This is a genomic window from Paenibacillus xanthanilyticus (genome assembly GCF_042682185.1).
In the GTDB taxonomy this organism is placed as follows: Bacteria; Bacillota; Bacilli; order Paenibacillales; family Paenibacillaceae; genus Paenibacillus_Z; species Paenibacillus_Z xanthanilyticus.
The window spans coordinates 1,541,991-1,554,852 of sequence record NZ_JBHUHA010000002.1 but is presented as its reverse complement, the minus strand read 5'-3'; the positions used below and the strand labels follow the sequence as shown (position 1 = coordinate 1,554,852).

Genomic DNA, 12,862 nt, shown 5'->3' with positions numbered 1-12,862 from the left:
TTCCCGGATTCCCTGAATGTAATGGGCAAAGGTAGGAATCCGCTCACAAAGGCGAACGCTGACGCTTCTCCAGAATCATGCGACCTGCTCCGTTTTGGCTAACCATTCATTAAAGTTTCAAAACAAAAGAAGCCTGTCCTTGTTAGAATGGAAGTACCACCAACCATCTAACCAAAGGAGAGGCTTCTTTTGTACAAAGAATATACCATGGACCAACTGTCCTTGCCAATGGACTTGCAAGAAGATATCCCTCAAAACCATCTCGTTCGCATCGTCAATGATGCGGTCGACCGCTTAAATATGAACCTCTTCACCAAGGCCTATCCCGGCGGCGGTCGGGACAGCTACCACCCCAAAATGCTGACGAAGATCATCATCTACGCTTACACGCAGCGGATTTACTCCTCACGCCAAATTGCCAAAGCCGTTCGGGAGAACATCATGTTCATGTGGCTGGCTGCGCGGCAGCGCCCAGACTTCCGCACCATTAATCGCTTTCGTTCCGAGCGCATGAAAGACGTATTGGAATCCATTTTCACCGCCGTTCTTCAGTTTCTCATCGAAGCGAAGTACGTCAAACTCGAGCATTACTTCGTAGACGGGACCAAGATTGAAGCCAATGCGAACCGCTACACCTTCGTCTGGGGTAAGGCGGTCATTAAACACAAAATGAAACTGCAGGAGAAAGTACAGACCTTGTTCGCGACCATCGAAGAAGCGGAGAAGCAGGAAGATCAAGTCCTCCGCGGTCTGGATCTAAGTGAGCTTGGTGAAGCAGCAGACATGACGAGCGAAAAGCTGGAACATGCGGTGCAGCAGCTCGAACAACGACTCGAAGCGAAACCAAAGGACAAGCCGCTCAAGAAAACAGTTCGCATCCTTCGTAAAGACCTGCTGCCGCGACTCCAAAAGTACGAATCCCAGCAAACCATCTTGGGGAGCCGCAACAGTTTCAGCAAAACAGATCCAGACGCCACCTTCATGCGCATGAAAGAAGACCATATGCGAAATGGTCAGCTCAAACCCGGCTACAATGTACAGATCGGAACCGAGAACCAATTCATCCTAGGGTACAGCGTTCACCAGCGTCCAACGGACACCAGATGCCTGAAGCCGCATCTGGAGAAAGTGAAACACGCATTAGGTGTACTACCTGGCACGATCATCGCGGACGCCGGCTATGGCGGAGAAGAGAACTACGCGTACCTGGAGCAAGAAAACGTGGAAGCCATTGTGAAGTACGCAACGTACCATCGCGAGAACACCAAGGCTTGGCAGCAAGACGTGAGCAAACTAGATAACTGGACGTACACCGCTGAAGAGGACAGCTGGGTATGTGTGGCGGGACAAACGCTTACCTTCCGCAGAGAAAGCAAAGAACGTACGGAAAGCGGTTATGAACTTCGCCACCGTCATTACCGTAGTGCCAGCTGCGAAGGATGTCCGCTAAAAGTAAACTGCACAAAGGCAGCTGGTGACCGCGAGATTAAAGTGAGCCTGGATTATCTTCGCTACAAGCAACAGGCACGTGAGCGCTTGAAGAGCGAAGAAGGCTACGCACTCTCGGTTCGACGAATGCATGAACCCGAGAGCGTATTTGGACAGATGAAGAACAACCGGGGATTCCGAAGATTCCTGCTTCGGGGCTTGCCAAAAGTGAGCCTGGAGGTCGGGTGGCTTTCGCTCGCCCATAATTTGCTGAAGAAAGCCGCAATGGACCGAAAATGGCAAATGGCGTCACAGGGATAAGACCCTGTAACGCCATTTTTTGTGCAATTGGAGGCCATTCGCGAGTTAGGAGTCACTTACTTCAACCCTTTTGAGACGGCCTCTTTTTTGACGCGTAATCTTATGATCCTTCCACCGGCATGCGCTTAATATTGGCAGCCGGGCCGCGCGGGATTACTCGTTCTTGTAGTCGATCTCGAGGAACTTCTCGACCTCGGGCACCCACCGCTCCTGCACGAAGCGGACGTGATTCGGATGATCATTGTACGCCTCGTAGTCGGCTTGGTTGGCGAACTCCATCGCGAAGCCGTAGTCGTATTCGTTCTTCGGGCTCACCTGGCGATACACCTTGAAGTTGCGGACGACGGGAATGGCGGTCAGTTCGGCGCGGGCATCCTGCAGGAACCGCTGCTCCTCCTCCGAGCCCGGGGCATGCTTCAAGCTGAAAATAACGGAATGCAAAATCCAGTCCTTCTCCTGCGTCATGGTATTCGCTCCTTCAACTAGATTGGAAAAACTGCGGTAGCTGCTTCTATTCTAGCAAACTGACCTGCCGAAAGAAACGAAGGGCCTTGCGAGAAAGAGCCATGATTTTTCGCCTAATCTCAGGGGTTCCCTTCGCGCCGGTTTCCGTTTACATTGGGACTAGGTACACCAAAGCATGCTGATGGGCTTCTCTCGACTCTTCATCTCGTCGAGAATGGGGCCATAAGCGCAAACGGAGGTTAGCTGGAATGGGAGATCAAGCGTTGACAACATCCAAGAAGCAAATCGGCGTTCCGCTGGAAGGTTTTGCGGCATTCAGCCGAAAAGCAGCCGCGGAAGGCGCCGTGCTATTGAAAAACGACGGAGGCGTGCTTCCGCTGCTGGCGGGGGACCGCGTGGCGGTGTTCGGCCGGACGCAGTTCAATTATTACCGCAGCGGGACCGGCTCCGGCGGAAGCGTCCACGTGGCGTATACGACGAATCTGATCGACGGCCTCCGCGCCAAGCAGGGCATCGCGGTCAACGAGCAGTTGGCGGCCGTCTATGAACAATGGCTCGAGCAGCATCCGTTCGATAACGGCGGGGGCGGCTGGGCGGCGGAGCCGTGGCATCAGCGGGAGATGCCGCTGACGGACGAGCTGGTCCGCGAGGCGCGCAGCCAGTCGAACAAAGCGGTCGTCGTCATCGGCCGAACGGCCGGGGAAGACCAGGACAACGCGAATACGCCGGGCAGCTATCTGCTGACGCCGGAGGAGAAGGCGGTGCTGAAGCTCGTCGCTGCGCGCTTCGAGCAGACGGTCGTCGTGCTGAACGTCGCCAATATTATCGACATGAGCTGGCTGCTGGAGGAAGGCTGCGCCGTCCCGTGCGTCGTCTATGCGTGGCAGGGCGGCATGGAGGGGGGCAATGCCATCGCGGACGTGCTCGTCGGCGAGGTGACGCCGAGCGGCAAATTAACCGATACGATCGCCTATTCGATCGACGATTACCCGTCGACGGCGAATTACGGCAGCGACAGCAGGAACCTGTACCAGGAGGATATCTACGTCGGGTACCGTTATTTCGAGACCTTCCGTCCCGATCGCGTCATGTATGAGTTCGGGTTCGGTCTGTCGTATACCGAGTTCACGCTGGCGCCTTCGGAAGCGAAGCGGACGGTGCACGAGGGGCAAGCCTGTCTCGAGCTTGCCGTTGACGTGACCAACGCCGGCGGCGTCTATGCGGGCAAGGAGGTCGTCCAAGCGTACGTCGAGGCGCCGCAAGGCGCGCTTGGCAAGCCGGCCAGGACGCTGGCGGCGTTCGCGAAGACGGACGCGCTGCAGCCCGGACAGTCGCAGCGGCTCGTGCTGCGGATTCCGGTAGCGGCCTTAGCCTCGTATGACGACGCGGGCAGCACGGGCCATCCGTACGCTTATGTGCTGGAGCCGGGCATCTATCGCCTGTATATCGGGAACAGCGTGAAGAAGCTCGTCCCGGTTGCCGTCGAGGGACAGGAAGGCTATGCGGTAGAGACGCTGCAGGTGGTCGAGCAGCTGGAGGAAGCACTGGCGCCGACGGAAGCTTATTCGCGAATGCAGCCGGGCGCTCGCAAGCCGGACGGTTCTTATGAGCTCGTCTATGCCGAGGTGCCGCGCCGCACGGTTTCCTTAGCCGAACGGATCGAATGGAACCTGCCCCCAAGCCTGGAGCAGACGGGAGACCGCGGGCTGACTTTGCAGGACGTGGCGGCAGGCCGCATCGGCATGGAGGCGTTCGTCGCGCAGCTGAGCGACGAGGATTTGGCCACGATTGTCCGAGGCGAGGGGATGGGCAGCCCGCTGGTGACGCCGGGTACGGCTTCGGCGTTCGGCGGCTTGAGCGAAGGGCTGCTGCGCTTCGGGATCCCGACCGCCTGCACCGCGGACGGACCGTCCGGGATCCGGATGGACAGCGGCCATAAGGCGACGCAGGTTCCGATCGGCACGCTGCTCGCGGCGACGTGGGACACGGCGCTCGTGGAGGAGCTGTACGTGATGGAAGGCAAGGAGCTGCTGCGCAACGAGGTCGATACGCTGCTCGGACCGGGCATGAACATCCGGCGCAGTCCGCTCAACGGACGGAATTTCGAATATTTCTCGGAGGATCCGCTCATCACGGGGGCATTCGCGGCCGCATGCGTGCGCGGGATCATGAAGGGCGGCTCGAACGCGACCTTGAAGCACTTCGCCTGCAACAATCAGGAGAAGCACCGGCATGAGGTCGATGCGGTCGTTTCCGAGCGCGCCTTGCGCGAGGTGTATTTGAAGGGCTTCGAGATCGCGGTGAAGCAGGGCGGCGCCAATTGCATCATGACGGCCTATAATCCGATCAATGGGCATTGGTCGGCTTCCAACTACGACCTGAACACGACGATTCTGCGCAAGGAATGGGGCTTCCAAGGCATCGTCATGACGGACTGGTGGGCGAGAATGAACGATCCCGCGACCGGAGGGCCGTCGGATACCAAGAACACGGCCGCGATGGTGCGTGCGCAGAACGATCTGTACATGGTGGTTCCGAACTACGGCGCCGAAGTGAACGTCATGGATGACAATACGCTGCATGCGCTGGCGGATGGTTCCTTAACCCGCGGCGAGCTGCAGCGCAGCGCCATGAATATTTGCCGCTTCATCCTGGGGGCGCCGGTATTCGCGAGAGAGCCGGAGCAGGACGAATCCGTTCCCCGGTTCGCGGGCAATCCGAATCGGAGCGAGGCGGGCGTGCAATCGATCGCGGAAGAGCCGGACGTGAAGATCGCCGTCGGCGGCACGGCCAGCTTCGCCGTGGAGGAAGCCGGTCGCTACCGTATGGACGTCCGCCTGATGTCGGCCGATAATCTATGGGCCCAGAGCGCATGCAGCGCCAGCTTGAACGGACAGCTGATTACGACCATCCAGACGAACGGAACGGAAGGCAAATGGGTGAAGCAGCGGCTGTTGACCATCGAGCTGGAAGCCGGACAATACGAGCTGTCGGTGGAAGCCGTCAAGCCGGGCATGCAGATCGAGTCGATCGCCTTCAAGCGCAGCAAGTAGAAGACACGGAAGTCCAAGCCGTTTGTAAGAGCGGCTTGTTTTTTTTTGCCTCGGAAGCATCAGCTTGGGACAGTGCTCTCGGTGATCGTCGTCATCGGCTCGGAGGGGCGAGACGGCGACAGGTTGTTATTGTGAGATACGGAGGCGCTGTTCATAATGGAAGAAGATTGAACGGGCCGTCCGCGGGGCGGGCGCGAGGCGAAGCAAGCTGCCGTCCGTTCAGTCGAGATGAGAGGAAAGAAGGCGGAGCGGATGATATCCGCGATAAGAACGGCCCTCGAGCGGACGCTGATCTTTGCTGTGGCCGCCGTGTATATTGCGCTGCAGGCGGCTGGACTCGAGGAGCTGGTGTACTTACTGGGTGGGCTGGTGTTCGCCGCGATCCTCCTGCTGCTGCCGAGGCTGAAAGGGATGACGCGCTGGCTCACGGTTTTCTTTCTGGCTGCCGGCGTCGCGCTGTTGTCGTTTCAGCAAGCGGATGCGCGGACATGGTTCGAGTCGGCCGGCATTAACGTGACGATCGTGACGTTATTTTGTTTTGCTCCGTTGTTCGGGATTCCGGTGCGCATTCCACGGTACGTCGAAGCCTTGAAGCGGTTCTACGAAGCGAATCTGCGCAGCAAGACGGCTTTATTCTTGGGCACGCAGCTGCTCACGCAGATCATGGGCGTCTTTATTAACGTCGGCTCGATTCCGGTCGTGTATCAAATGGTGTTCGTGAGGCCGCTGCCCGGCATGAGTCAGCTGCTCGCCAATGCGATGAACCGGGGCTTTGCGGGGGCCATTCTATGGTCGCCCTATTTTGCCGCGATGACGCTGGTCACCTCGTCGCTAAGGCTGTCTTGGTCGTCCGTCCTGCCGTATATGCTGGGGTTAGCGGTGCTGAGCCTTGCCATCAGCTGGGCCGTCGATTGGCGCGGCCTCCGGCAAGCCGAGGCGGGGGAACTCGAACCTGGGCAGCCGGTAGACGCGAAGGAGCGGGCGGCGTTCCCGTTTGGCCTCGCCTTGTATTTAATAGCGGCCATTATCGTGATTCTCGCCTTGGAACGGTTGGTCGAGCTGCCCATGGTCCTCTTGATCTGCTTGGCCGCGGCGGCGTTCCCGCTGTGCTGGTGTCTTGCGCAGGGGGCGTGGCGCGTCTATCGGGAAGGGCTTCGCAACCATGTCACGGTCACGCTGCCCGCGCTGCAAAAGGAGATCACGCTATTCCTGGCGGCCGGCTTCTTCAGCGGTTCGATCGGGGCGACGAACGTCGGTTCCAAGGTGCCGGACCTGCTGGAGATCATCCCGCTGCCGATGGCGGTCACGTTCTCGCTGCTGGCCGTTCTGTTGATCGCGGGCACCTCGCTAATCGGTCTTCATCCGATCGTGCCCGTGACGCTGCTGGCCGGCGGCATCGATCCTGCGGGCGTCGGGATCAGTCCGGTCTATTTTGCGGTGCTGCTGCTTGGCGGCTGGGCTTTGTCCAATCCGATCTCGCCGGCTTCGGCCGTGAACAATTTGCTATCCGGACTGCTCGGGAAATCCGTCTTTGAGATGGCCGCGCCGAATTACAAGTTCGCCGTCTGCATGGCGCTGGGGCTGATCGCGTATTTGCTGGTTGCGCTCGGCGCATAACGGGATTTTTATTTTCGCCGGGCTGCAACCATTTTCACTCGACGGCGTCTAATTGGATAGGATTGGCTATTTTAGAAGAGTCACGCAAGAGGAAGGGGAAGGAACGCTTGAGACAACCGAAGCCGCAATCCGCTCCAGCCGCCAAGAAAGGCGTATTCCGGGAGATCCGGGATTGGACCCTTACCTTGTCGATCGCGATCGCCGGCAGTCTGCTGATTCAGAATTACGCGATCGCGCAGACGGAGGTCCAGAACGTCTCGATGCAGGGCACGCTCTACGAAGGGCAGCGGCTCGTCGAGGACAAACTGTCCTACCGGTTCAACGCCCCCGATCGCGGCGATATCGTCATCATTAACGGGCCCGAATATGAACGGCGTCTCGTGAAAAGGCTGATCGGCCTGCCGGGCGATGTCATCGATATCCAGGCGGGGCGGTTGTATATTAACGGGGAGCTGCAGGAAGAGCCGTACGTGAAAGGCAGCACCTACGCGGGGAGCGTGTCCTTGCCGTATACCGTGCCTGAGGGGCATGTGTTCGTGATGGGCGATAACCGCGAGCATAGCATCGACAGCCGCGAGCTCGGGCCGATCGCCCTCTCCAGCCTGGAAGGGAGAGCAATCTTCCGGCTCTGGCCGCTCGGCGTGTTCGGGCAGCTGGATTAGCAACACGAACGAGCCCTAGAAGCGATTCTAGCGGCTCGTTTGCTTAATTGCTTCCTAATCGGTGTAGGTACTAAGGGACGAGTCCGCTATACCTATTATAGCAGCTGAGAGCGATGGTGGGAGGGGGTTGAATGGTGGCGCGCAGCATGAAGAAAGGCACGTTCCTGACGGCGATTCTAATGGCCGGTCTCCTGATCGCGGGGTACTACTACGTGACAAGCCAAATGGAAAAGCAGCAATTGCAGGATGCGGTGGATGCCAAATTTAAAGTGGAGCTCAGCAATGTCCTCGGAAGCGTAAGCATGACGATGAACGACTATACGTATCGGTTCGTCTTATCGAGCGTTGCCGCCGCTGCCTCGATCGCCGATCTGACCTCTTACGAGGAACAGAACGATGATTTGGATATCAGCCTGCATAATCTCTATATCGCGCTGCGGGAGGAGAAGTCCAGAGCTGCCGTGATGTCCCGGGCAAGCGAGATTCGAGAGAGTATTGCGCTGCTGCTTGTGGATCCGGCTAATAAAAGAGCGACGGATAAGTTGAAACAGCTGGCCGAAGACACCTTTTTCGAAGGATGACATGGCCGGACCGTCACGCGAAGCCGCCAGTTAGCGGGAAGCCGCCGTCCGGCGGCGGAAACTTAACCCCTCTTCCCCGCGTCTATGGTGTAGAACGCGAATCCACGATACCGAACAAGGAGTTGATCGCATGAAGAAAGTGCTGTATATACCGCTCGACGACCGCCCCGTTAACCTGGATGACGTCATCAAGCAGGGGGAATCAGCCGGCATCCGCGTGCTGACGCCTCCGCCCGAGGACGTGAAGAATCGCATGGATACGCAGAAGACGGATGCAGGTTCCACGCTCTTGACGACCCACTCGCCCGTCTTCGGCAAACCGCTCCGCATTCGGCAGTTCATTCTAGACCATGCCGCAGACGCGGATGGTTTTATTATATCGGCCGATATGCTCGTCTACGGCGGGCTGATCGGAAGCCGGCGCTTCCGTACGACCCCTGTGGCCGCGTATCCGGATTATGATGCCGAAGCGACGCGCCTGCTGGACGTCATCCGGCAGCTGAAGCAAACCTACCCGGACAAGCCCGTCTATGTGCTGGATACGATTATGCGCATGGCGGCGAATACGTTCGTCGAGGGGACGTCCTTGGACGTCTACAATGAGACGCGGGCGTTCGCGCAGCAGCCGCGCCAGAGCGCCGAGGATCTCGCGGGCGTGCTGGCCAGCTATGACGTCAAGCCGGACGGCACGAGCTTCCCGGCCACCGTCACGTTCGAGAAGACGCATTACTACCAGGCGCGGCAGCATAAGCTGCAGACCAACTATTACATTTTGGAGCAGCTGGCTCGAGCCGGTTATATCGATTTCCTCGCGATCGGCGTGGACGACTCGTATATTCAAGGCATTCAGGCGAACGAAATCGCGTTGGCGGAACGGTGCATCGACGACTGGCTCGGCGGCACCGACGGTCAGAATCCGGAGCGCGCGATACTGCTGCCCGAGGCAGATGGCTTGGGTCATTCGCTCCTCGCCCGGATGGCCGATCGCTTCTACCGCCGCGGCGACAAGACCGGTTATGCGATCCGGTACTACGGACCGCACGGCTCGACGATTATTAACGCCTACGAGTACATGAATTTGCATCAAAATATACGGCGCCACATCGATATCGTCGGCGGCCGATACGAGGAAGACGCGCCGGATGCCGAGATCCTCGTCATCACCGCCGCCGGTCAGGCGGGTGGCGCGGTCAGCCAGTTGGAAGCGAACGGCCAAGGCCTGATCCCGACGCTCGCGATCGACTGCATCGGTTTCGTGGCGGACCGGACTGTATCCGAAGCGCTGCTAGCCAGTCGGTATACCGGCAGGCTGCTCGGGTACAGTTCATGGAATACGTATGGCAATCGGACCGGACTTGCGCTTGGCATGGCGCATGCGCGGTATATGTACTTGCGAACCAAGAGCCGCGCGTCCTCGCCGGACCAGGCCGTGAATGCCCATGGCTCGCTGTTGTTCAAGCGCTTCCTGAAGGACTACTACTACAAGGTGCTTGCTATAGCCGAGGTGCGCAAATATTCCAATGAACATTCGTTGTACGTGAACGTCACGGCGAATCAGCATATGCAGTTGTTTAACGCGCCGGCCGATTATGCGCATATGGTCGAGCTGCTGCAGGACCGGATGCAGACGCACGCGTCCGCGCTCGCGATGACGAACGCCTTCGGCATCGGCGCCGAACCGCCGTCCTCGAACGTGAGCCGAATCGGCGAAGGGGAATGGAGGCTGGCCGATTATGCGCGCGCGTCTCTGGCCCGGGACAACCCGGACTTCATCTGGGGGCGGGCATTCGAAATCACCCTTTCGCCGAAGGTCAAATTGGACTGACGGCCCCGTTAGCCCTATAGGAAAGAGCAAGCCTCGTACCGTTGCTTCGAAGCGGTGCGGGGCTTATTTGGGCTGCCTTGCTGTGCGGCTGCAACATGCCGGCTCGACAGGACGTCTAATGCAATATCATGACTCGAAGATTGGGGAAGTCGAAAGGGGTTCTATGAGAAAGAGAGACATTCTGGCCATGCTGGCATTCGTCGCGGTGGTCGCGGTCAGCTTGCCCATTGCGAGGAGTTACCTGGATTACCGCGAGACCAGAGTCGAGAATGGCTACGCGAATGAGTTCGTTCATCATTTACAAACGGCGGTTCAGGAGAAGCGTACGTTTCGGATGACGGATGTGGCCGATTTTGAGTGGGACCGGATGTATATGTTTCAGCCTTACACGCCGCGAGACGTCATGGAGCGGACCGTCGGGACGACGTGGAATACGAGCGATTCGTATCTGGGCTACCTGATCGACCAGACCAGCGTAGGCGATCATCCGTTGACCTATGATCATCTGCATAAGCTCGTCTTCGTCAAAGGCGATCAGGTCGTGCTCGACCTGACCTTGGACCGGATCACGGCGGATTTCACGGAGAGCCAGGGGATGGTCGAACTTGGCGATGATTGGTTCGCGGTCGAGCAGAAAGAAGAATTGGACGGGTATGGCCAGCCGCTCGAGAAGAAGCGGATTCTGGTTCGCAACGCAGACGAATGACCACAGCTGCCTCTATGGGCGGACGCTATTGAGCAACAAAAAAACGGATATCCCCTTGAGCAAGGATATCCGTTCGAACCGCAGCCTTATTTGTCTTCCCGAAGCAAATACTCGTTGCCGTCTTGATCCTTGAAGGTGAACATGGATCCGTACGGCATCTTCATTAATTCCCCGACCTCTACCCCGTTGTTCTTCATGCCCTCATACGCTGTATCGATATCCGTCGTGCTGAAGAGAACGGACGGTTGCGATACCGCGGACGGGTTCTGCTGCAGCATGTCCGCCTTGGGATAGAGCACCAGCGTCGTAAATTCGCTTTCGCTCGGTCCGACTTCGAGCCAGGTCGCGTTGGGGCCCATCGGCTGCTCCGCTTTTAGGACGAATCCGATTTTAGTTAACCAGAAGTCTTTTGCCTGCGCTTGATCGTTGACGTAGACCGTTACCTTGCCGATTTTATTAATCATCTTGGCACCCGTTTCCTTCGTAGTCATTTCAGAACAGTGTAAATGTATCAAAGAGGCTTGGGGAAATCAATTGGGACGGACCGCATAGGTCGTGACGTGATATTTGGCCGGCGATCAGGTAAAATTAGGAGAGCTCTGGACAAATGAAACGAGGTCATAAAATGAAGCACACGCACAAAGAGCCTGCCATCCTGAAGAAAGGGCTGCGCGGGCTGGCCGTTATCCTCGGCGCCTTCATTACCGCGTATGGACTCGAAGCCGTCTTAATTCCGAACAACGTATCGGACGGCGGCGTGACGGGTCTTAGCATCGTCGGCTCGAAGGTGTTCGACCTGCCGCTCGGCGTACTGATCGCGGTGCTGAATCTTCCGTTCGTCTTCCTCGGCTATAAGCAGATCGGCAAAAGCTTCGCGATCTACTCCGTGCTGGGCATCGCCTCGCTGGCCGTGGGCACGATCGTGATGCACCACCTCTCGCCGATCATCGAAGGCGATACGCTCCTGATTACCGTCGTCGGCGGCATCATTATCGGCTTCGGCATGGGTCTGGCGCTGCGGAACGGCGGGGCCTTGGACGGCATCGATATGCTGGCCGTGCTGCTCTCCCGGAAGCTGCCGTTTGGCACCAGCGATCTCATCTTGTTCCTGAATATGTTCGTGTTTATCGTCGTCTCGACGGTGTTCGGCCTGCAAGGGGCGATCCTGTCGGCCATCGCGTATTACATCGCGGCCAAAGTGATCCATATCGTGGAAGAAGGATTGAGCGGCGCCAAAACGTTCAAAATCATCACGCGGCATCCGGAAGCGATGGTCGAGACGATTCGCGATCGGCTGGGACGGAGCGCGACCTACAATCTCGTGCACGGCGGCTACTCCAACGAGCAGTTCAGAGAAATCACGTGCGTCATCAACCGCTTGGAAGAAAGCAAAATGAAGGAAATTATCCACGAGATCGATTCCAGCGCGTTCGTCATGGTGTACGACGTGGCCGAAGTCAGAGGCGGCAACTTCAAGAAGCGCGATATCCACTAAGCGCGAAGGCGTGTGGGCTATACGAAGGGGACAGTTTGCAGGATGCAGCTGTCCTTTTTTCATGGATGCGGACGCCTCGCGCACGACGCGAGGATACGAAGCAGGCTAGAAGGCCAGTAGGTTTAAATGGTCAATAGTGCTACAATTTGGTAAAAAGGTATGTTGCGATCAGTAAAGGAGGCAAGCGGTATGCTTTATATTTTCGGCGGATTGCCGGGCGCGGGGAAGTCGACGCTATCGGCCGCATTGGCACGGGAAATACGGGCGGCGTATCTCCGGGTCGACGTCGTGGAGCATGCGATACGGGCGGCCGGGGGGGCGGTGAATGGGCCGGAGGGATATGTCGTCTGTTACGGGCTCGCCTCGCACAATCTTCGGCTCGGGCTCGACGTGGTGGCCGATACGGTCAATCCCCTTCGCGAGACGCGCCAAGCCTGGCGCGACGTCGCGCAATCGTTCGATATCCCGTTCCTGGAGATCGAAGTGATCTGCTCGGACGTGGAGGAGCACAAGCAACGGGTCGAGACGCGCGTCATCGATATTCCGGGTTTTACGCCGCCGACGTGGGCGGAGGTTCAAGCCCGGCACTACGAGCACTGGGACCGAGAACGCATCGTGATCGACACCGCGCGCCACACCCCGGACGAAAGCATCGCGATGCTGCGCGAGCGGGTGGAGCGGGCGCGGCGGCAGCGGGGCGGATAGGCGA

Annotated in this window: 11 protein-coding genes; 9 read left to right on the top strand and 2 right to left on the bottom strand. The window is 58.2% G+C overall.

Going from position 1 to position 12,862, the window contains the following annotated elements:
• The first annotated feature begins 189 nt into the window (after positions 1–189).
• Entirely contained in the window at positions 190–1,749 is a 1,560-nt protein-coding gene (locus ACFSKT_RS23985; RefSeq protein ID WP_377776355.1) for an IS1182 family transposase, read from the top strand.
• 153 nt (positions 1,750–1,902) lie between these two features.
• On the opposite strand, the gene ACFSKT_RS23980 is transcribed toward ACFSKT_RS23985, so the two are convergent.
• Complete coding sequence (locus ACFSKT_RS23980; RefSeq protein WP_377717878.1) at positions 1,903–2,214, bottom strand: Dabb family protein; 312 nt, start codon at positions 2,212–2,214, stop codon at positions 1,903–1,905.
• A gap of 263 nt (positions 2,215–2,477) precedes the next feature.
• Here ACFSKT_RS23980 and ACFSKT_RS23975 point away from each other — a divergent pair, with 263 nt between their 5' ends.
• The 6 genes from ACFSKT_RS23975 to ACFSKT_RS23950 all read left to right on the top strand — a co-directional run bounded on the left by ACFSKT_RS23975 (position 2,478) and on the right by ACFSKT_RS23950 (position 10,658).
• On the top strand, positions 2,478–5,267 hold the full coding sequence (locus tag ACFSKT_RS23975) for a glycoside hydrolase family 3 C-terminal domain-containing protein (protein WP_377717877.1): 2,790 nt from the start codon (positions 2,478–2,480) through the stop codon (positions 5,265–5,267).
• Positions 5,268–5,519: 252 nt separating this feature from the next.
• Entirely contained in the window at positions 5,520–6,884 is a 1,365-nt protein-coding gene (locus ACFSKT_RS23970; RefSeq protein WP_377717876.1) for a hypothetical protein, read from the top strand.
• A 107-nt stretch (positions 6,885–6,991) separates the two neighbouring features.
• Positions 6,992–7,546, top strand: coding sequence for a signal peptidase I (lepB, locus tag ACFSKT_RS23965; RefSeq protein ID WP_377717875.1), 555 nt, complete (start codon positions 6,992–6,994; stop codon positions 7,544–7,546).
• Positions 7,547–7,677: 131 nt separating this feature from the next.
• Positions 7,678–8,127, top strand: coding sequence for a hypothetical protein (locus ACFSKT_RS23960; RefSeq protein WP_377717874.1), 450 nt, complete (start codon positions 7,678–7,680; stop codon positions 8,125–8,127).
• A 130-nt stretch (positions 8,128–8,257) separates the two neighbouring features.
• Positions 8,258–9,952 (top strand): DUF4127 family protein, encoded by a 1,695-nt coding sequence (locus ACFSKT_RS23955; protein ID WP_377717873.1) that lies wholly within the window; start codon positions 8,258–8,260, stop codon positions 9,950–9,952.
• 163 nt (positions 9,953–10,115) lie between these two features.
• Entirely contained in the window at positions 10,116–10,658 is a 543-nt protein-coding gene (locus ACFSKT_RS23950) for a hypothetical protein (RefSeq protein ID WP_377717872.1), read from the top strand.
• Positions 10,659–10,744: 86 nt separating this feature from the next.
• Here the strand turns inward: ACFSKT_RS23950 and ACFSKT_RS23945 are convergent, their stop codons facing one another.
• Positions 10,745–11,122 (bottom strand): VOC family protein, encoded by a 378-nt coding sequence (locus tag ACFSKT_RS23945; protein ID WP_377717871.1) that lies wholly within the window; start codon positions 11,120–11,122, stop codon positions 10,745–10,747.
• Positions 11,123–11,265: 143 nt separating this feature from the next.
• Between ACFSKT_RS23945 and ACFSKT_RS23940 the strand changes: the two genes are divergently transcribed.
• Complete coding sequence (locus ACFSKT_RS23940; RefSeq protein WP_377717870.1) at positions 11,266–12,153, top strand: YitT family protein; 888 nt, start codon at positions 11,266–11,268, stop codon at positions 12,151–12,153.
• A 189-nt stretch (positions 12,154–12,342) separates the two neighbouring features.
• On the top strand, positions 12,343–12,858 hold the full coding sequence (locus tag ACFSKT_RS23935) for a P-loop nucleotide/nucleoside kinase family protein (protein ID WP_377717869.1): 516 nt from the start codon (positions 12,343–12,345) through the stop codon (positions 12,856–12,858).
• Positions 12,859–12,862: the final 4 nt, after the last annotated feature.